General features: G+C 50.9%; 16 protein-coding genes and 1 rRNA gene. 10 read left to right on the top strand and 7 right to left on the bottom strand.

The features are described 5' to 3' along the window. The 4 genes from KOO63_15080 to KOO63_15065 all read left to right on the top strand — a co-directional run. The coding region (locus KOO63_15080) for an acyl-CoA dehydrogenase (GenBank protein MBU8923140.1) at positions 1-481 on the top strand (481 nt) is incomplete at its 5' end. 33 nt (positions 482-514) lie between these two features. Next, the gene (locus tag KOO63_15075) at positions 515-1,306 is read left to right on the top strand and encodes an electron transfer flavoprotein subunit beta/FixA family protein (GenBank protein MBU8923139.1); all 792 of its coding nucleotides are present in this window, start codon (positions 515-517) and stop codon (positions 1,304-1,306) included. A gap of 21 nt (positions 1,307-1,327) precedes the next feature. Next, a complete protein-coding gene (locus KOO63_15070) occupies positions 1,328-2,311 on the top strand; it encodes an electron transfer flavoprotein subunit alpha/FixB family protein (GenBank protein ID MBU8923138.1) in 984 nt (327 codons plus the stop codon). 95 nt (positions 2,312-2,406) lie between these two features. Further along, positions 2,407-4,383: a 4Fe-4S dicluster domain-containing protein gene (locus KOO63_15065; GenBank protein ID MBU8923137.1), complete on the top strand. Its 1,977-nt coding sequence runs from the start codon at positions 2,407-2,409 to the stop codon at positions 4,381-4,383. A gap of 6 nt (positions 4,384-4,389) precedes the next feature. Here KOO63_15065 and KOO63_15060 read toward each other — a convergent pair whose 3' ends face one another. The 6 genes from KOO63_15060 to KOO63_15035 all read right to left on the bottom strand — a co-directional run bounded on the left by KOO63_15060 (position 4,390) and on the right by KOO63_15035 (position 11,392). Further along, positions 4,390-5,640: a hypothetical protein gene (locus tag KOO63_15060; GenBank protein MBU8923136.1), complete on the bottom strand. Its 1,251-nt coding sequence runs from the start codon at positions 5,638-5,640 to the stop codon at positions 4,390-4,392. Further along, a complete protein-coding gene (locus tag KOO63_15055) occupies positions 5,640-5,978 on the bottom strand; it encodes a hypothetical protein (protein ID MBU8923135.1) in 339 nt (112 codons plus the stop codon). Before KOO63_15055 ends, KOO63_15060 begins: the two co-directional genes overlap by 1 nt. Continuing rightward, positions 5,966-7,249: a hypothetical protein gene (locus tag KOO63_15050; GenBank protein MBU8923134.1), complete on the bottom strand. Its 1,284-nt coding sequence runs from the start codon at positions 7,247-7,249 to the stop codon at positions 5,966-5,968. The genes KOO63_15055 and KOO63_15050 overlap by 13 nt, the downstream gene beginning before the upstream one ends. Positions 7,250-7,426: 177 nt before the next feature. Continuing rightward, positions 7,427-8,797, bottom strand: a complete 1,371-nt coding sequence (locus KOO63_15045) for a sigma-54 dependent transcriptional regulator (GenBank protein MBU8923133.1) — start codon at positions 8,795-8,797, stop codon at positions 7,427-7,429. After that, complete coding sequence (locus KOO63_15040) at positions 8,797-10,134, bottom strand: hypothetical protein (protein ID MBU8923132.1); 1,338 nt, start codon at positions 10,132-10,134, stop codon at positions 8,797-8,799. The genes KOO63_15045 and KOO63_15040 overlap by 1 nt, the downstream gene beginning before the upstream one ends. Before the next feature lie 10 nt (positions 10,135-10,144). Continuing rightward, complete coding sequence (locus tag KOO63_15035) at positions 10,145-11,392, bottom strand: tetratricopeptide repeat protein (GenBank protein ID MBU8923131.1); 1,248 nt, start codon at positions 11,390-11,392, stop codon at positions 10,145-10,147. A 201-nt stretch (positions 11,393-11,593) separates the two neighbouring features. Between KOO63_15035 and KOO63_15030 the strand changes: the two genes are divergently transcribed. The 5 genes from KOO63_15030 (at position 11,594) to deoC (ending at position 16,569) form a co-directional block, all read left to right on the top strand. Further along, complete coding sequence (locus tag KOO63_15030) at positions 11,594-12,580, top strand: hypothetical protein (protein ID MBU8923130.1); 987 nt, start codon at positions 11,594-11,596, stop codon at positions 12,578-12,580. Positions 12,581-12,760: 180 nt separating this feature from the next. Next, a complete protein-coding gene (locus KOO63_15025) occupies positions 12,761-13,558 on the top strand; it encodes a hypothetical protein (GenBank protein MBU8923129.1) in 798 nt (265 codons plus the stop codon). A 188-nt stretch (positions 13,559-13,746) separates the two neighbouring features. Next, the gene (locus KOO63_15020) at positions 13,747-14,715 is read left to right on the top strand and encodes an HD domain-containing protein (GenBank protein ID MBU8923128.1); all 969 of its coding nucleotides are present in this window, start codon (positions 13,747-13,749) and stop codon (positions 14,713-14,715) included. After that, complete coding sequence (gene alr / locus KOO63_15015; GenBank protein MBU8923127.1) at positions 14,702-15,871, top strand: alanine racemase; 1,170 nt, start codon at positions 14,702-14,704, stop codon at positions 15,869-15,871. Before KOO63_15020 ends, alr begins: the two co-directional genes overlap by 14 nt. Positions 15,872-15,909: 38 nt before the next feature. After that, positions 15,910-16,569 carry a deoxyribose-phosphate aldolase gene (gene deoC, locus KOO63_15010; protein MBU8923126.1) on the top strand — a complete coding sequence of 220 codons (660 nt, stop codon included), beginning with the start codon at positions 15,910-15,912 and terminating at the stop codon, positions 16,567-16,569. Here the strand turns inward: deoC and KOO63_15005 are convergent. Beyond that, positions 16,566-18,692 (bottom strand): PBP1A family penicillin-binding protein, encoded by a 2,127-nt coding sequence (locus KOO63_15005; GenBank protein ID MBU8923125.1) that lies wholly within the window; start codon positions 18,690-18,692, stop codon positions 16,566-16,568. The genes deoC and KOO63_15005 overlap by 4 nt on opposite strands. 448 nt (positions 18,693-19,140) lie before the next feature. Here KOO63_15005 and KOO63_15000 point away from each other — a divergent pair. After that, positions 19,141-20,685 (top strand): 16S ribosomal RNA (locus KOO63_15000). Positions 20,686-20,907 lie beyond the last annotated feature (222 nt).

Below are 20,907 nucleotides of genomic sequence, written 5' to 3'. Positions count from 1 at the left end.
GGGCATGGGAATGCAGATAGCTCTCGGGTCCCTCGACGGGGGAAGGATCGGTATAGCATCGCAAGCCCTGGGTATCGCGCAGACTGCTCTTGATGAGGCGGTGCTGTTCGGCAGAGAGAGACAACAGTTTGGTAAAAGACTTGTGGATTTCCAGGCAACCAGATGGAAGATCGCTGACATGGCTACCAATATCGATGCGGCCAGGTTGCTTACGTACCGGGCGGCGAGGATGCGTGACGAAGGACTGCCCTGCACGAAAGAAGCGTCGATGGCCAAACTTTTTACAACCAGGATCTCGAACACGGCTGTTTATGATTCGCTGCAGATCCATGGTGGTGTTGGCTACACTGAGGAATTCAAAATAGAGAGATTTTTCAGGGATGCGCGGGTGACCGAGATCTATGAAGGCACCAGCGAGATACAGAGACTGGTTATATCAAAACAAGTACTGAAAGAGTATGAGCAGATGTATCCGGCCTGAGAGTCGGAAGGCAACTGCTGAAAGGAGGATCCTTTGAAGATAATCGTGCTACTGAAAAGGGTGCCGGACACCGAGGCGAAGATACTTATCAACCAGGAGGGGGATGGTATCAGGGAGGACGGCGTAAAATTCATCATTAACACATACGATGAATACGGGATCGAAGAAGGGCTTCGGCTGAAAGAGAAACTGGGTGGCGATTCGAAAGTGACCGTTGTTTGTGCCGGACCTGAAGAGTCGACTGAAGTGATAAGGACAGCTCTTGCCATGGGAGCGGACGATGCAGTACATATCTGCGATCCTGCCCTCACGAAACCAAATCCGTTCACTATCGCTGAAGTACTCGCGAAGGCGATCTCGGAAGAGGGTTTCGACATCATCTTCTGTGGAAAACAGGGTATCGATGACGATATGGCACAGACACAGAGCATATTGGCCGAGAAACTGGATATCCCACAGGTGAACAATGCGACGGTATTCGAATTGGCTGATGATCTTTCGAAAGTATTATTGAATCGCAGGATTGAAGGGGGAGACGAAAAGGTCGAGACCTCCCTGCCCGTGATCATATCGTGTGAAAAGGGTCTGAACGATCCGAGGTACGCATCGCTTCCGGGGATCATGAAGGCGAAGAAGAAGGAAATCAGGGGGAAGAACCTTGCCGATCTCGGCTTCAACGAAGTGCCGTCATCGGGAAAAAGCAGGATCCTGAAGTGGCTGCCGATGCCAAAAGGCGGAGAGTGCAAAATGGTGGAGGCGGAAGAGACCGTCGATACCGTCAAGGAACTCGCAAGGTTGCTGCGTGAAGAAGCCAAGGTCGTATAAAGATAACTGGAGGATTCTGCAATGGGAAAAGATGTTCTTGTATTTGGTGAGATAAGGAACGGAGAGCTCAAAAAGGTAGTAAAAGAACTTGTTGCTGCTGCCGCCATAATAACCGGCGAGACTGGCGGAGCGATCGACGCTGTGCTGGTGGGAGCCGGGGCGGAGAAGGAAGCACCAGGAATCTCCGGTTTTGGACTGAGAAAGATCGCCGTGGTAGATGACGATGCTGTCACCGATTATTCGTCCGAAGGGTACGCGGCTGTGCTGGCGTCTCTCGTAGGCGAAGAAGGTTACGGCTATGTCCTTATGGGTGCGACCTCGATGGGACGCGACCTGGGGCCGAGAGCCGCGGCCAAGGTCGATGGTGTGATGTTCAGTGACTGCGTCGAAGTAAGGATCGACGGGGGTGCCCTTGTCGCCAGAAGGCCTGTATATTCCGGAAAACTGTTTGTGGAACTGACTCCGGAGGGTGACGGCCCGGTATTCATCTCGATCAGGCCCAACAATATTGCTCCAGCCGGGGAGAGCGGTGGTTCATCGGAGATCGCGGCAAGACCTTCGGGAGTGGACAGGGCAGCCATCCGTGCAATCGTCAGCGAGATAGTTCCTCTGGCCGGCGGTCGTCCCGATGTCACTGAGGCCGATGTCATAGTGTCAGGTGGAAGGGCAATGAAGGAAGAGGCGAACTTCAGGATGCTCGAGAAACTGGCCGACCTGTTCGGGGGTGCTGTGGGAGCTTCCCGCGCTGCCGTCGATGCGGGATACGCGGAGCAGCCCATTCAGGTGGGACAGACCGGTAAGGTAGTCAACCCCAAGCTCTATATCGCCTGTGGTATTTCAGGCGCTATTCAGCACCTGGCCGGGATGAGGACCTCGAAGGTGATTGTGGCGATAAATAAAGATGCAAGCGCACCGATCTTCGAAAAGGCCCACTACGGAATAGTCGGGGACCTCTTTGAGATCGTGCCGATACTTACAGAAGAAATAGAAAAGATGCTTCAGTAAGGTTAAAGTACTATCAGGAAATAGATGTGACGGGGGGCAGGATTCTGTATCCCGTCCCCTCTGACCGACTGGTTTATCCGTCCACTGGAGGTAGCATGACTGTCCAGGGTATCGTTTTGCTTGTCTTGTTCGTGGCCGTCCTGGTCGTTTTCGGATTCGTTTTAAGGATGCTTATCCGTACTCTCAAACTAGGTAAGCCTGAAGACCGATCCGGGAATATTGGACAGAGGATCAACTCGGTCCTGGTCAATGTGGCAGCACAGGCGAGAGTCCTTTCTCAGCCTGCGGGTCTCGGACATTTCCTGATCTTCTGGGGTTTTGTCTTTATCACTCTGGGCACGATAGAACACATCATCGGAATGATGGTGCCGACGTTCAGTTATACGGCTGTCTTCGGACCTGTCGTAGCGGGAGTGATATCCTGGTTTCAGGACATACTGGCATTCCTCGTACTGCTTGCGATAATCGTTTCTCTGTTCAGAAGATTCGTGCTGAAACCAGTGCGACTGAAGATCGACGATCCAGGAGCCAGGCAGGAAGCTCTGTTTATCCTTACTCTCATATTTGCGCTTGTCGTTCTGATGTTCGGGATCAAGGGCGCCGGTATTCTGATGGGAAAAGTCGATCCGGCATATGCCCCTGTCTCGAGTTTTGTTTCTGGACTTCTCCAGAACAGGGGGCTGGACCTCCATGTGTTCGAGAATGTCCTGGCCTGGATACATCACCTGATAATCTTTTTCTTCCTTATATATGTCCCGTACTCCAAGCATATACACATTCTCGGGGCCATTCCCAATATCTATCTCAGGAATCTCGGCCCGGCCGGCACACTCAGCAGAATGGATTTCGAGGACGAGAGTGCAGAGAAATTCGGCAATTCGGAGATCAGGGATTTTACATGGAAACAGCTTCTCGATCTTTATGCCTGTACTGAGTGTGGTCGATGCCAGGCGGCATGCCCGGCCTATCTTACTGAAAAACCTCTCAGCCCATTCAATATGATCCATAGAATGAGAGCGCATTTGATGGATGAGAGGGGAAGGCTTCTCAAGGGAGAAGAAGGAGTGGAAGGCACTCCTGTAATACCTGAGACAATGACAACGGATGAGATATGGGCCTGTACAACATGTGGTGCATGCATGCAGGAATGTCCTCCGTTTATCGAACATGTACAGAAGATAGTAGACCTCAGGCGCTATCTCGTTATGACCGAAAGCGACTTCCCGCAGGAGATGCAGGCTGTCTTCCGTAATATGGAGGTCAACTACAATCCATGGTCGATAGGTTTCTCTACCAGGGCTGACTGGGCTGAAGGATTGAATGTGCCGATTGCCTCGGAAAAAAAGGAATTCGATGTGCTCTTCTGGACGGGCTGCGCCGGTTCATTTGATGCCCGCGGCCAGAGCGTGATGAAAGCCGTAGTGGAATTGTTCGGAAAGGCAGAAGTAGATTATGCCATCCTCGGTGTCGAGGAGATGTGTTGTGGAGAGACGGCCAGGAGGATGGGTAACGAATATCTCGCCCAGACTCTGATAGATGGAAATATCGATGTGCTGAAGAAATACAACTTCAAGAAAGTAGTCACGGCCTGTCCCCATTGTTTCAACACATTCAAAGTGGAATATCCCCAGTTCGGTTTCGAGGTGGAAGTGATGCATCACAGCGAATTTCTGCTCGACCTTCTGGATGAAGGCAGGCTCAAGGCGGGGAAGATCGAGCCGACCAGGGCCACGTATCACGATTCCTGCTACCTTGGAAGATATAACGATATTCTTGAACAGCCCAGAAACATCCTCAAGCAGGTAAGCGGCGTTGAAATCACAGAATTGGGCCGGACTGGCAAGAGGTCGTTCTGCTGTGGTGCGGGTGGCGGCAGGATGTGGATGGAAGAAGATATCGGCAGGCGAATAAACGAAGAGAGAGTAGGCGAAACGACGAAGCTGGGAGTCGATAGTATATTCGCAGCCTGTCCGTATTGTATAACGATGTTCGAGGATGGTCTGAAGGCCGCTGAGATAGAGAACGTAAGGGTCAAGGATATCGCCGAGGTGCTTCTGGAGTCCATCGAGTAGGTTTTATTAGAACTCTTTGGATATCGTGGCGGAGATCATGGTCAGGGAGAAGTCGTCGTCCCTTCGGGAGTGACGTTCCGGGTCATGCATTATGAATAGTCCGATAGAGAAGTCGTTCGGAGTCTTGATGCTTCCCATCAGAGAAAGCCTGTTCAGGTAGAAATCCGAATAGATTTCGTTCTTCTCCATTATGTAGTCGCGTCTGCCCGGTTCCCAACTGAAGGTGCACCAGTAATCTCCGCTCCCCAGCAGGTCTAATCCCAGAACGACGGATCCTTCCCAGTATTTTTCCTCTTCGAATTCGTCGCACAGCATTCGCGCAAATCGCGGTTCCGCGAATAATGAAAATGCAGAGTTGACCGGTATTGTAGTCTTGATTCCACCTCTCAGGTAATGTGTGTCAAAAAAAGTTGTCGAAGGCCTGTCGTAGATATAAGACTCAGAGTCGAATCTGAGTGACGTCTTCATCCCGGCTGCCATCGGGATAGAGATCGAGCTGAACGAATAGACATTCCAGAGCGGACTTCTCGACTCACCACGGTAGTCACGTCTGTCTCCGGAAATGGAGAATTCAGCGAGAGTCCCTGGTGCAGGCTGAAAATGGAATTCCAGCCCGGTGAGTATCCTGTCATAACTGAGGTCGGTCGTGTCGGCGACCTCTCTGTGGCCGGCCGAGACTGCTACACGGGCAAATCTTTCAAAATAAGAACCGCTCTCTACTTCCAGTCCGCCGTCGAAATACAGGTAATCGTAATCGAAAGAGGTCTTTTCGCTGTAATCAATGATCTCCATTCTTCCCCTGGCGGAGATCTTCAGGTTTTCCCTTATTGCCCTTCCAAGTTTTATGCTCGTATTCGACTGGACATAGTCGTTGCCGAATTCGTAGTCACTTCCGTCGCGGTAGAATTTGAGGCGTGAACTGTTCCGTATTTCCAGGCGGATCGATTCCCAGGATCCAGCTGAAAGGTTTCCGTAGAAGATCTCGTTTATCGACTGGGTTCCGTATCGGAAAGTATTTGTTGCGCCAGTCTTGAATTTTCCACCTGTATGCGTTAGTGAGGTAGTGAGTGAGAGGTAAAATTCCTGTATGGCATCGGTCGTATCTTCTTCAAGGATCGTGAATCTGTCCACAAATGAATCGTAACCGAAGGTCAGGTCACCCCGGAACCCGTTGCCGGCAAAAGAAGAACCGGAAATGGCCAGAATGAAAACGACGGCGACGCCAGTCGATCTGATGATTACGCGGAGATGCTCCATCAGGGAGTCTGCCTCAATAATAGTTCAGCTTCCGTCAATAGTTTTACTGCCAACACGATGTTACCCTGAAGATAGACTTCCTCTGCGATGATCACAATGCTCTTTATTTCGATAAGGTCTGTGTCCCTGGCTTGAGATCCTTCCCGCCTGGCGATCTCGCCGAGTATCCAGCTGTGTGAATCAATAAAGATCTTCTCCAACTCTACACTATCCGTAGAATCCGCCAGGTCTATCAGATGTGTGGAGGATATATCGTCAAAGGCAGGCGGCGCCTGAGCGCAGCCTGCCAATACTATCAACAAGGCCATTATCGTGGGCAGATATCCTATCCTGCACATATTTCCCTGATCCGCTGGAATAGGTTCATCGCTATCCGAGCTTCAGCCCATGCTTCTTCAGTTCTTCCTGCTTCGAAATGGCCCATCGCGGAGTTCAGACGGTTCTCGGCTCTGGCGAACAGTTTTCTTGCCCCCTCCGATGTACAATCTCCTACTAATTCCTGAATCCTGTTTCTCATCCGCATGACGTTGTCGATCTCGTTTTCCGCCATTTTTGAGCCGTCGGAGGTTTTCATCAAGTCTATCGCTTCCCTGAGCATAGTCCTGACCCGGACCATGAGGCGTCCTGCTTCCTCACTATTTCCTTCGGATATCATCTCTCTGACCCTGAGCATCAATCCTTTGGTCTCACCGAAGAGAGCCCGAGTAGGTTCCGGCACTTCATCCATTCCGGATATCATTTCCCTGGCTCTTTCCATGAGCCGGGTTGCCTCGGCCATAGCCTGTTCCGGGTCGCCACCTTTTCCACTCCTGATCTTCCTGGCAACTCCCCTCAGCAACCGTTCGCATTTTTCGATATTCATCCTGGCCGCTTCGTATTTGCCCTGGTTCAACATCTCCCTTGCTCTGGCAAGCTCCTGCTCGGCGCGGTGCAGCATCTCGGTTTCCTGGTCTGACCCGTCGTCTCCGATCCTGTCTCGGGCGCGTTCGGCGAGTCTTTCGAGAAGCATCAGCCTTCTCTGTGCCATATCTCTTGCGCCGATCAGTCTTCTGAGTCTTTCTTCGGCCTGGACCGTGAGTTTTCTGGCGCTTTCCGCCAGGTTCATCGCCAGCTGATTCCTGAGCTGCTGGGCGTTCATCCGTGATTTTTCAAGCTGGGTCCTGGCTTCCATCATAAGCCTGTTAAGTCGTTCGTCCCGGATGCCGCTCTCCATGACTCTTTCTCTCAGCCTGGAGAGTTTCTCCATCGTGTTTTCAGATATATTGACAAGTTTATCCTCGATCCTCGCATCGGCTCTCGCGAGGGCGATCGCGTGCCACGCTTCCCGTCGTGCTTCCATCGTGTATTTATATGCGAAATGTGTTCTTTCGGCCAAGAGGCTGGTCGCCATATTCTGGAGATTGATCGCCTTCTCGAGAGATAGGCGGGCGATATTGCTGCGGCTCTCCTCGATTACGATCCTGGCTTCAGCTATTATCTGATTTGTCCTCTCGATAGCGTTGCGAGCAGTATCGTATTCAACGATCTGCGCGGAGAGGTTAACCGTGAAAGCAAGTGTGATCGCCGCAGCGATCAGGATCGATATTGATTTTATTCTCTTAGTGTCCATCAGTCAGCTCCTTTCAGCTGTCCTTGCGGCCATATAGACTCGCAAGGCATGTGCCATAAGGGGAGCAATCGTCAACTGCTTATATTACAACGATATAAATGTTATTCGACCTGCCTCTCGGCCACATTGTGTACCCTGTGGTACAGGCTTGTTGAACCTCAAAGTACACTGAAACTTCTAATCGGTCCTTTCCGCTTCGGGATTATCGGCATCCATACCGTATTTTTCCATCCGGCTGTACAGTTTTCTCCGGGTAATTCCCAGCATTTCCGCGGCCCTGCTTTTATTGCCGCTGGTCTTTTCGATGGCGATACGTATTAACGATTGTTCGATTTCAGCCAGTTCCATTTCTCCCACAATCGAGGAAAGTATGTCGCCCGGCCTTCCGGAAGCGGTGCTGCCGGAGATCATGATATGATCCAGTCCGATAGGTTCTGTACCGGCAAGAATAGAACCCCTCTCAAGGATATTTCGTAGTTCACGCACATTGCCGGGCCACGAATACGATCTTAGTTTTTCTATGACCTTTTCTGAAAGAGGAGGGCTGCCGAACCGTCTGGCTGCCAGAAAATCTTCGGAGATCGCCCTGATATCTTCTTTTCTGTCCCTTAGAGGAGGTATCGATATGGGAAATACATTCAACCTGTAAAGCAGGTCTTCCCTGAATTTTCCCTCGCTTGTCATCTTTTCCAGATCCTGGTTTGTAGCGGCGATGATCCTTACATCCACACTAACGACCTTCGAGCTTCCCAGTGGAAGAAAGGCACCATTATCTATAGCTCTGAGAAGCTTGGCCTGCAGGGCCAGGGGGAGTTCGCCGATCTCGTCGAGAAAAAGGCTTCCCTTGTGTGCCAGTCTGAACTGTCCCGGTTTGTTCTGGACAGCTCCGGTAAACGCACCTTTCTCGTATCCGAACAGTTCCGATTCGATCAGGGTCTCGGGTACGGCCGCGCAATTGATGACGATGAAGGGTCCCACCGACCGTGGGCTTGCTGAGTGTATCTCGGCAGCCACCAGTTCTTTTCCTGTGCCACTTTCGCCGTGGATGAGGACTGCCGTGTCAGTAGGAGCGACCCTGGCGATGATATTCTTTAGTTTTCCCATTACTGCCGAATTGCCGATGATCTTTTCCCCCGGTGTCCTGGCAGATATTTTTTCTTTAAGGGCGATGTTCTCGATCATCAGTTCCCTGCGTTCATGGATCCTTTTGAGCAGCAGGATGACTTCGTCCATCTGGAAAGGTTTGATCAGGTATTCATAAGCGCCCTCGCGCATGGCTTCCACGGCAGTCGACGCGCTTGCGTAGGCGGTCATGATCACGAAATCTGTGGAAGGAGAGATCTTTCTCGTCTCTTTCAGGAGTTGGAGTCCGTCCATGCCGGGGAGCCGGAGGTCGCACAGGACGATGTCTGCGCCTGCATTGGCGATAGCAGCCAGAGCGTCTTCGGCGTTATTGAAGATGTCGGAGTGGTAACCGTTCTTTTCAAGATGATCGGCCAGGAGTTGAGTGATCTTTTTTTCGTCGTCTACGATGAGTATTCTGCTCATTACCCTTCCCTTTGATGCTGAATTGCCGGAAGGACGACCCGGACTGTCGTTCCGCTTCCTTTAGCATTGCTGATATCCAGGCTGCCGCCGTGGTCATCGACGATTCGTCTTGCTATCGAAAGGCCCAGGCCGCTGCCGTCGTTTCTCGTCGTGTAAAACGGCTCGAATACCTTTTCTATTTCTCCGGCCGGGATGCCGGGGCCGTGGTCCCTGATCACCAGATTATACGATTTTCCCTCATGAGAAAGCGATACTTCAATTGATTCGGAACTGTCGGTAGAGAACTGTGACGAGTTGAGGAGGATGTTCATCAGGGCCTGCTGGAGTTTCTTCTCATCACATATGAGTGGTGCCTTTGTGAGTTCGATGTCGGATCTGATCGGAAGCCCACCGCCTTTTCCTCCCTCATTGATCAGGCGTACTGACCTGCTCAGTATTACAGCCAGATCTCCCTCCGACATGGGGGCTTTCTCTTCTCTGGCGAACTGAAGGTAGGCGGTCAGGATAGAGTCCAGTCTGTCGGTCTCCTCGATTATGAAAGTGTCTATTTCTTTTGAACTCTCTGGATGCAGGGCTTGCAGTTTTTCTGCTGCGCCACGGATTATGAAAAGAGGATTTCGTATCTCATGAGCGATGCCGGCGGCCATCCTTCCCATTGAAGCCAGTGTGTCCGCGCGCATAAGCGACTCCCTGGCCCAGAGCAGGGAAGAAGTAGCCTTTATAACGAAGCCTATGAAGACGATCAGTCCGATGATCGATACGATCGATGCCGCGGTAAGCATGTCCCTGATATCTGACAATCCGAGCATGAAGGATGCGTCTGCTTCCACTGCGGCAACTGCTCTGGCTTCTGTCGAACCGGCTGGCAGGGGGGAGTACCCCGCTTTGAACCACGAGCCCTCCTGAGACATCACCAGCCCGGTCGATGAGGGTGTTCCTTCGAGAGCCGACACTATTGTTTCGAAATCCATGTTCCACAGTGGATAGTTTTCTCCAGGCGGAAAGAGCGAATCATCGAGGGATAGCAGGATGACTCCGTCCTCACGGACGACCAGGATATTGGACAGATCGAAATCGTCGGCTATTTTTCGCAATCTGTTTTTTACGTCAGTTCCCTCAGGCGAAAGGGGGGCGAGGTCGGTGAAAGCTTCAGGGTCGAGCGAGGCAGATACGAGAGCTGCCAGCGATCTCAGCCTGATGCTGAACTCGATATCAAGTCTTTCCCGGACATTCCTGAAGTAGTACCAGTTGACAGACAGAAACAGGGTGAGTGCCATGGCCAGAGCCAGAATCATCCAGATATTCTTAAGTATGGCTGTCGATGAAGTCTTTTTCATACTCTTTCTTTTACCTTATGGAATGAAACCTTTCAAGGGCATGTTTCTTCCAGGCCGGGTCGCGGGCCGCCTTGTTGAACATCTCCCTGGCCTTTTTATTGTTGCCCTGCAGGCGAAGCGCCTCACCCCAGTAGAAGTAGATTCCACCGGCGTCGGGGAATTCACCTGCGCCTTTACCGGCCACAGGGTAAAGCTCGTTGTACATCTTTCCCTCAAGCATGAGCCTTACGAGCGATATATATACTTTTCTACGTTCGGAGACGGGCGTCCTCCGCAGAGTGAGGGACCTCTTGTAGTATTTGACCGCGTCTTTCCGGTTACCGATTTTTTCCAGGAGCGATGCCATTGAGAGAATCGCAAGAGGGTCGTCCGGGTCGGCGCGATGAGCTTTCCTGTAATATTTCAACGCGACTTCTTTTCTGTTTCTGCTGTAGTTTATATATCCGAGATGGAGGTTGGCGATATAGTTTCCACTGTTCTTTTCGAGAGTCTTTTTGAACGTCCGCTCGGCGAGTTGCGTCTTGCCTTTTTTATAATAAAGTTTGCCGAGGAGAACTTCTGCAAGTTCCACATCCCCGGCCTTCAGCAGGTATTTTTCCGCTTCTCCATTATAACCCAATTCCAGAGAAGCCTGGCCAAGTAGAAGATAATGTCTTTTGTCCGCCTTGCCGTATGCTTCTGTGGACAGCATCCTTGTTCTGACTTCATTCCATTTTTCTTTTCCGGCAAGTGCGGAACCTGCTTCGTACGCTGCGTCTGGATCGGAGGGGGAAAGCGTGGCTACCTTTTCCCAGGTGGATGAAGAGGCGGAGGCATTGCCATCAGCTGCATATACTCTGGCAAGAAGTCTCAAAGCCTCGATGTTGTCAGGTTCCTTTTCCAGAAGTCCCATTAGCATAGTCGCTGCCGTTTTGAACTGACTGTTCTGCGCGGCGACAGTCGCGTCGAAGATCACAGCGCCGGATGAGTCCAGATCCTGCCCGATTTCACCTGTCTCTTCTTCTGTATCGGGAGAGGGCGCCTCTGAGGGAGGCCCTCCGGCACATCCACTGAAGAGATAGACTGCAAGAAATGTCGCTACCAATATGAACGGGTTCAAGCAGCGAGGACGCATGTAATTGCGGATATCCATTATCGATCTTATCATTCCTGTCCCTTCCATCCTCATACCGAAAGCGAAAGCGGGGGAACTGCCATGCATCCGGTAATGTCCAGCAGGACCTGTTTTATCATCACTATAGTCCATAATGAATAACATAATCGACTTCAATGGAGAATGAAAAGAGTGAATCTCTGGTAAAGGGCTTGAAGTTTGTGTTATGTTCCGGGATATTCTCGTTGTCCCGGGCTTTTCAGGCCCGGGATGGTGCGACTGGGCATAATGATGAATATTTGCGTGGCGACCCGGGAATGACCAGGAGATCAGGGGCCGCCCCCGGGATTGGCAAAGAGGTGGAATATGCGATCGACAGGACTGGTCGGGTTGTTATTCGTGACGGTGTTGTTGTCTACAGGGATAGGCCCCGGGTGCTCAAACGAAGCCGACAGGACAGACAAGAAACCGGCCGATCTGACAATTCTTTTCTCAAACGACCTTCTGGGCAAGATCAGGTCCTGCGGCTGCCTGGTCGAGGATACCGGTGGGCTCGGAAGAAGGACATCCTACATAAAAAATGTTCGAAAAGGGGTCAGGAACGTTCTGGTCCTGGATGCCGGAGACGCATTCAGTCTGGATCTCGGGTACTCTAAAGAGGAAGCTCAACTTACTTTTGATGCTTTCGATATCATGGGGCTTGATGTCTTCACACCAGGGGAGATGGAGTTCATCTTCGGATTACCGTTCATACAGGCGCTCGCTGAAAATGTGTCGTTCGATATAGTCGCTGCCAATGTCATTTTGCGGAGGACTGATGAGCCTGTTTTTGGCAAACGTTACGTTATCCGTGAACTGGAGGGCGGTTTGAAGGTCGGAATAACGGGAGTGCTGGACGAAGTCATGAGATTTCCAGCATATATCGACAAATCGGAATTCATGATTGAACCGGCAGAAAAAGTCCTTCGCAAGGTAGTGGCTGATATGAAGAAGGAAGCGGATTTCCTCATACTGATAAGCCATATGGGCCAGGAAAGGACCGAAGGGATCCTTGAGATCATCGATGATTTCGATATCGCTCTCGTCGGTCACGGCAAGCCGGGAATCAAGGGTGAGGTGAAAGTCGGAAAGACCCTTTTACTGGGGACAGCTGGAGAGGGGCAGTATATCGGGAATATGAAGCTCACCCTGAATTCAAGCGGTGAATATGTTTATGGGCGGCTGCGTCACGTCCAACTACTTTCGAAAAATTATGAACTGGACAGGGATATCGAGGACCTGTTCCGTCTGTACAAGCTCCCTTTGACCGATAAGGAACTCAATAAACCCGGACGATCGACGGACGGGAAATGAAAATATTGCCAGACATATTCTATCAACCGGTTGCCATTTCCCATGTTCAAATTATGGTTGACATTGTACCGGGAGCGTATTAATTTTCAACCGTAAAACGGCCTTAACGGCACAATGGGATAGTACACGTAGTCTAGATTTAGAGAATAATCGATTCACTCTTGACAAAGGAGCGGTTCCATGTCGAAGCTTTTTTCCACGATCCTGATAATAGCCCTGATCTCCGGTGTGTTCGCAGGTTGCGGAGGCAAGGTCGAGGAGAATTACCAGATGGTCACACTCAGGGAAGCTGGTCATGCCGGGATAACCAGCCCGGGGTACAAGTTCGGCATCGATTCGCCGGAGTTCATCGCTGTGAAGGGTAATATCGGTATGGTCCGCGAGGGCAATCTTATCGAGTTCTTCACGGGTGAGGATCTTGAGAACAAGGTCAAGATGGTCGAGGGAAAGAAATTTGTCGCAGGCGTTATTAAGTCCTTCACACCCAGAGTGCATTTTTCAGTCGATTTCTTTGCCATGGGCTCCGACACGATCAGGATAGGCGAAGCCGGTTATGCTGAGTTCCCGACACTCCTTCGTGGGTTCGACGAAGGAAACTTCGAGGAAATAGATATCGCTCTGGTCGATCATTCCACCCGCATGCTCAAGAATATCTACGACACACAGTTCAAGATAGAAGACGCGAAGCTCTCATGGGAAGAGATCCAGGACGCGAAGGGTGAGACGATCTGGGCATACATGCTGACCTTCCCCAAGGTCAGGTTTATCGTCGATATGGATGAACTCGATCCTGGTATGGAACTTCTCCTTGTGGCCCTCATCAACGAGAATCTTCTTCTGACGGGCGGCATCAGCTACGGCGGTATGCCTTCTGCTTCAGAATTTCCCAGGAGCTATCGCAACAACACCAAGATCGGTGGAGTTGTCAAGCTCGAGTATGTCAAATATGCCGGGGATATCTGCCCCATCATTCAGTAGGGCGAGTCCAGGACAGTAAATATCGAACGGGCCGGGTCGACAAGACCCGGTCCGTTTTTTATTATGAAGGGCTTCGTTCAAACAGATCTGTTGATTCCACTACGGGACCGTTTCTGCTTGACCGGCCAGTGGTCTCTGAATTAGGTTAAGTACATCTTTCAGGCCAGGACATCATTCGAGGAGGAATATTGACTGAAAGGATCAGCGTAGGGGACAGGGTGGACAAGGTGATGGTCGTGGCCAAGAAGGTCGCGAGAGATTATTCAGGCGGCAGGTTTCTCCTGTTGCAGTTTTCCGACAGTGAGGGGGTACTCAAGGGCGTTTACTGGGGCGTGCCACAGTTCGTCGAGGACTCCGTAATGACGAACGATATAGTCAGGGTGAAGGGTGAGGTCCAGGAGTACCAGGGAGCCATACAGATAAAGGTCAATTCCCTTGAAAAACTTTCTAATGAAGAATTCGACCCGACTCTGTTTATCCCGTCTTCCTCGCGAGACATGGATATAGTGTACGAGGAGATCCTCGCAGCTATAGGCAAAGTGGAAAATCCCTATATAAAGGAACTTCTCGAAGCTGTCTTCGCAAATGACAGTTTTCGGGAGAGGTTTCTCAAAGCCCCGGCTGCCAAGGGATGGCACCATTCATATGTGGGTGGGCTTGCCGAACATCTGTTCGATATGCTGAAGATCGCACTCGCGGTGGCCGAAGTCTATCCCGAAGTCGACAGGGATCTGCTGGTCGCGGGAGTCCTTCTTCACGACCTGGGAAAGCTTGCCGAACTCAGCGTGACCAACCATATCGACTACACGGACAGGGGGCGGCTGCTCGGACATATAAGTATCGGAGTAGAGTTTCTGGACGAATATCTCAGAGGAATAGAGGAGTTTCCAGTAGAAATGGAACTTCGTTTAAAGCATATGATACTGAGTCACCATGGCAGGCTCGAACATGGTTCCCCCGTGCTGCCGATGACTATCGAGGCACTTCTTCTCGGTTATATTGATAACATGGACGCCCAGGTCAGAGGAGCTCTCATGACGATGGGACGTAGTGGAGGAGAGGGGAACTGGACCGAATATGTGAAGCTTCTGGACAGGTTCCTGTACAGGGGTGGAAAAGATATCGGGGATGAAGAGGAGGAGGATGAAAGTGGATAGGTTGTCGGCATGGGTAGAGGTGGATCTCGATGCGTTCGAATGGAACCTGGAGAGGATCAGGGAACTTGCGGGGAAGGGTACGAGAGTACTTCTCGTAGTCAAGGCTGATGCCTATGGGCACGGGGCTGTCAGGATGTCGAGGTTTGCCGCCGAAAAGGGCGTCGATATGCTCGGCGTGGCGACGCTGGATGAGGGGAGAGAGCTGAGAAAAGCTGGTATAGAACTGCCGATAATAATCCTCAGTCCGGTACTTCCCGACGAGCTCGAGGAGGTCCTTGAGAGCAACCTCGCGGTGACTGCGTCTTCACTTGAATTTGCAAGGGCCGCGGCGGAAACGGCATCAAGAAAAGGTGTGACCTGCAGGATACATGTTGAAGTAGATACAGGGATGGGGCGTGCAGGATTGTCCTGTGCCGGTGCGGTGGAGGAGATAATCGAGATGTCGGGGTTGAGCGGGATCAGCCTTGAAGGGATATACACTCATTTCCCAGCCTCAGATATCGATGTCGACTATACAGAAGACCAGATAAGGGTCTTCAATGAGACTCTGGCGACCCTTTCCTCGAAGGGGGTGTCTTTCGATTATATTCATTCAGCAAACAGCGCTGCGATCCTGAACTTTCCTTCTTCTCATTTCAACCTTATAAGGCCTGGCCTGCTGGCATATGGGCATTATCCGTCAATCGACCTGAGGGACAGGATAGAACTTGCGCCTGTGATGAAATTCAAGTCGAGGCTTGTTCTCGTCAGGGAGATATCTGCTGGACAGAGTATCAGTTACGGCAGGACTTTCATTGCTCCTCGCGATATGACTATCGGTGTGATCGGCGCGGGATACGGCCATGGGATGAGCCACCGTCTGTCGAACAAGGGAATGATTCTCTACCGCGGAGAGAAAGTCCCGATCACGGGCAGAGTGACGATGGATATGACCATGATCGACTTGACCGGATTCGATTCTCCGAAAGTAGGCGAGGAGGTCGTGATCTTCGGGAACCAGAGTGAAGGCAATATCAGCGCTGACGATATAGCCCAATGGGACGGGACGTTGAATTACGAGGTCCTGTGCAGGATAAGTAAGCGTGTAGTAAGGGCTTATCTGAGAAGTGGAAAGCTGGACAGCCTTAAATCTCTGCTTGGTGTTCACAAGATATAGATCAATCAATTTCAAGGAGGCCGCTCAAGGTGACCGGAATAGAAGTCAACCGCCTGATCGATCATACCCTTCTCAGGCCAGAAGCTACACCTGACGATATCAGAAGAATATGTGACGAGGCAAAGGAGCATTCTTTTTTCTCTGTCTGCGTCAATACTCATTTCGTCTCTCTGGTGGCCGAGGAAGTCGCTGGAACGGAAATAAAGGTATGTTCCATATCGGGGTTCCCTCTTGGAGCGGTAGAGACCTCTGTGAAGGCTTTTGAAGCCCGTACAGCAGTGGAACAGGGAGCAGACGAAATAGACATGGTTCTCAATGTGGGTGCCCTCAAGTCGGGTCAGTCGGGGCTCGTATGTGACGATATCCGCTCTGTCGCGGAGGCATGTGGTGATGCCCTCCTCAAAGTGATCATCGAGGCTGCTCTTCTGACAGATGCGGAGAAGGTCGAGGTGTGCAAGCTTGCGATGCAGGCAGGAGCCTCGTTTGTAAAGACTTCGACGGGATTCGGCCCTCCTGGAGCAAATGTCCGTGATGTCGAGATCATGAGAAAGGCTGTCGGGCCGGATTTCGGGGTCAAAGCTTCGGCCGGGATAAGGACCGCCGAGTTCACTCTTGAGCTTATCCGTGCTGGTGCCAGCAGGATAGGGACCAGCTCAGGGGTTCAGATAATGAAGGAAATCAGGGAGATGAAGTCCTAACGTCTGTCCGGCGGAACGTGTTCGTGCTGTGAGGATTCCCTGTCGAGGTCCCTGAAGTTTTTGTCCGGATCGAGCATGTCGTATGCACTGACCCTGTGCAGGTCGCATTGTCTCGTAGCTTCAAGTCCCTCTATGAACAGTTCCCGCCTTACATTCTTACAATAGGGAGTTGCCAGCAACCCCGATTCCTCGCAGATCATTGCCTCGGTTATCCCGTCCGGACGGATGAAATCAGTTCCCTCGTTTCCCGGGTGGGCGGCTTTCATTATCCAGGTCCACAGTGGAAGGGCTACCCTGGCCCCTGTCATATTTTTACCCATAGAGGTGACCCGGTGGCTGAATCCGGTCCAGACTCCGACTACGAGGTCGGGAGCATATCCTATGAACCATCCATCTCCCTCGTTATCGGTGGTACCCGTTTTGCCCGCACAGGGGATTCTGAGGCCCATATATCTTGCGGTTATTCCGGTACCTTCGGTAATGCTAGTTTCGAGCATGTCGGTCATTATATAGGCGATCTCGGGCGTCAGGACTTCCTCCCTGGCCTCCCGGTACTCATCAAGGACGTTTCCATTGTAGTCTTCGATCTTCAGTATGGCCATAGGTTCTGCCCTGACTCCTCCCGCGGCCAGTACACCGAATGCCTTTGTAAGTTCGAGCAGCGTCACCTCCTGGGCTCCTAGCGCAAGGGACAGGTATGGCATCAGTGGGCTCTTGATCCCCATCCTCCTGGCCAGATTGATAATGGCCGGGCCGCCCAGTTTCTGCAGAAGTTTGACAGCCGGTATGTTTATCGACTTGTCGAGAGCGTAACGGAGCGAAACAGCACCGTGGAACTTCCTGCTGAAATTCCTTGGTTTGTATACCTCGCCATTCGGCATCTCGATCACTATCGGTGTGTCAAGAAGTATGTCGGAGGGGGAGTAGCCGTTTTCCAGGGCGGCCAGATATATGAACATCTTGAAGGCCGATCCTGGCTGTCTTTTTGCCTGAAGGACATTGTTGAACTTCTTTTCGCTGAATTCCCGGCCTCCCACCATTACCTTTATATGTCCGTTGCGTGGGTCGATCGCCAGGGCGCCGGACTGGATATAGTTCGGGGCGATTTTTACATCAGCCTCAATGGAATCCAGATATGCCGTTCTTGTGAACTCGTAATCGTGGTCAGCCTCGATCCTCTGAAGGAAGGTCTCCATGCTGTCTTCGGCGACCTTTTGGAGATGGGCATCCAGAGTAGTGTAGACAGTCATTCCACCGCTGTAAACGGATGCGTCACCATACTTCTCTACGAGTATCCTTCTTATGTATTCGGTGAAGTACTCTGCGATGCCTCCATTGTCGCTTTCCCTTACTATGAGCTCCAGAGGTTTTACTCTGAGTGTGTCCAGCTGGACCTCGTTTATCAAGCCGACCTCGTTCATCGAGTTGAGTACCGTGTTCCTTCTTCTCATTGCCCGTTCGGGATTCCTGAACGGGTTGTAGCCTGACGGGTTCTTTGGAAGGCCGGGCAGAAGTGCTATCTGATGGAGTTCCAGTTCCTTGACCGATTTGCCGAAGAATCTCATCGATGCCGCCTCTATCCCGTAGCCACCGCCTCCGAAGTAGATCTGGTTGAGGTACATCTCAAGGATCTCGTCCTTCGAGTAGGCTTTCTCGATCCGGAAGGCCAGCAGTACCTCCTTTATCTTTCGAGCAAAGGTCTGTTCTTTGGTCAGAAAGAGGTCTGTTGAGAGCTGCTGGGTGATAGTGCTGGCTCCCTCCTTTATGCGCCAGTGACGGACATCCTTCCAGGCAGCAGACAATATTCTGATGAAATCAATGCCGAAATGATCGTAGAAACGCCTGTCTTCTACCGCCAGGAAGGCTTTTTGTAATTCGAAGGGTATCTCATCGAGTGTCAGGAGGATACGGTCCTGTTTGTAGAATTCCTTCAATACAGTGGAATCAGCGGCCAGGACTCTCGTTTTGAGCGATGGTTCGATCATCTCCAGACGTGCCATCGAGGGGAGGTCACGTGAAAACCACATATATCCGGCCGTCGCGATCCCCAGGGAGACGACTATAATGACCAGTAAAATCTGAAGGACTATTTTTTCTCCCTTTTTCATCGGCCGGACATTCATCAGCAACCCCTTTTTCATCAGATTAGCAGCACTTTGTATTGAGGAAAGGTACAGGGAAAATGGTCCCTTTTCCAGCGATTTATCCCATTTTTATCAATAAACGTAAAAAAATGAAGAAAAAACAACTTTTTTTTGCGATTAGAGTTGACATCACCAAGGTAATGAATTATATCTTTGCACGTATTCGGAATGAGTGATTAAAGCGTCGATTTGAAGGTTAATAAATAATTTAGAAATTCTTCAGATTGGTGTTGACAAGGCAAAACAACTTGGATATATTACTCGCTCGGAAAGAAATTTCCATATAGGGAAATACGCTCTTTGAAAAAGAAATAGTGTGTGTAGAACCAGCCGATAATGTGGGCCTTAGGGTCCCTTCGGGGATTCGAAGGTTGGAAATACCGTCAATTAGGTAGCTGCTTCGGCAGTGATCTAATAGAATTTTTTTACAACGGAGAGTTCGATCCTGGCTCAGAATGAACGCTGGCGGCGTGGATTAGGCATGCAAGTCGAACGTGAAAGCGGAATTTATTTCGCGAGTAAAGTGGCGAACGGGTGAGTAACACGTGGGAAACCTGCCCTGAAGCGGGGGATAACATTTCTAACGGAATGCTAATACCGCATAACATTTCCTGGCGCATGTCAGGAAATCAAAGGTAGCCTCTTCTTGAAAGCTATCACTTTGGGATGGTCCCGCGTCCAATTAGCTTGTTGGTGGGGTAATGGCTCACCAAGGCGACGATTGGTAGCCGGCCTGAGAGGGTGACCGGCCACACTGGGACTGAGACACGGCCCAGACTCCTACGGGAGGCAGCAGTCGAGAGGCTTCGGCAATGGGGGAAACCCTGACCGAGCGACGCCGCGTGGACGATGAAGTATTTCGGTACGTAAAGTCCTGTCATGAGGGATGAAAAGTCGATTGGGTAATATCCTTTCGATCTGACAGTACCTCAAGAGGAAGCTCCGGCTAACTCCGTGCCAGCAGCCGCGGTAATACGGGGGGAGCGAGCGTTATTCGGAATCATTGGGCGTAAAGAGTTCGTAGGCGGCCTGATAAGTCAGAGGTGAAATCTAACGGCTTAACCGTTAGCCTGCCTTTGAAACTGTCGGGCTTGAGTATTGGAGAGGAAAGCGGAATTCTTGGTGTAGCGGTGAAATGCGTGGATATCAAGAGGAACACCCGTGGCGAAAGCGGCTTTCTGGCCAAATACTGACGCTGAGGAACGAAAGCTAGGGGAGCAAACGGGATTAGATACCCCGGTAGTCCTAGCCGTAAACGATGGGCACTAGGTGTAGGAGGTATCGACCCCTTCTGTGCCGCAGCTAACGCATTAAGTGCCCCGCCTGGGGAGTACGATCGCAAGATTGAAACTCAAAGGAATTGACGGGGGCCCGCACAAGCGGTGGAGCATGTGGTTTAATTCGATGATACGCGAGGAACCTTACCAGGGCTTAAATGTAAGTTGCATGATTTAGAGATAGATCTTTCTTCGGACTACTTACAAGGTGCTGCATGGTTGTCGTCAGCTCGTGCCGTGAGGTGTCAGGTTAAGTCCTATAACGAGCGCAACCCCTACCGTTAGTTGCCAGCATGTAAAGATGGGGACTCTAGCGGGACTGCCGGTGCAAACCGAGAGGAAGGTGGGGATGACGTCAAATCATCACGGCCCTTACGTCCTGGGCTACACACGTGCTACAATGGTAGGTACAGAGAGCAGCCACTTCGCGAGAAGGAGCGAATCTATAAAACCTATCACAGTTCGGATCGGAGTCTGCAACTCGACTCCGTGAAGCTGGAATCGCTAGTAATCGGATATCAGCCATGATCCGGTGAATACGTTCCCGGGCCTTGTACACACCGCCCGTCAAGCCATGGAAGCTGGGGGTACCTGAAGTCTGTAACCGTAAGGAGCGGCCTAGGGTAAAACTAGTGACTGGGGCTAAGTCGTAACAAGGTAGCCGTACCGGAAGGTGCGGCTGGAACACCTCCTTTCTAGAGAAATTTGTTAGCAATAACAAATTTTAAGGAAAGTACGACAGAAGAGTAAACTTTTAAAAATCGATTTATTTTGCTTGGTTTAGCTGTCAATTTTAATTTATATATAAAAAGGAGCAAGAAGTAAGAATTAAAGAAACAAGAATAAGATATATAATCTTGGTTCTTGATTCCAAGATCTTGGTTCTATAAGAAAACAGTCTCATAGCTCAGCTGGTT

The organism is Candidatus Latescibacterota bacterium, from assembly GCA_019038625.1.
Classification (GTDB): domain Bacteria; phylum Krumholzibacteriota; class Krumholzibacteriia; order Krumholzibacteriales; family Krumholzibacteriaceae; genus JAGLYV01.
The sequence above is the reverse complement of the archived record's forward strand: the minus strand, read 5'-3'. Positions and strand labels throughout refer to the sequence as shown.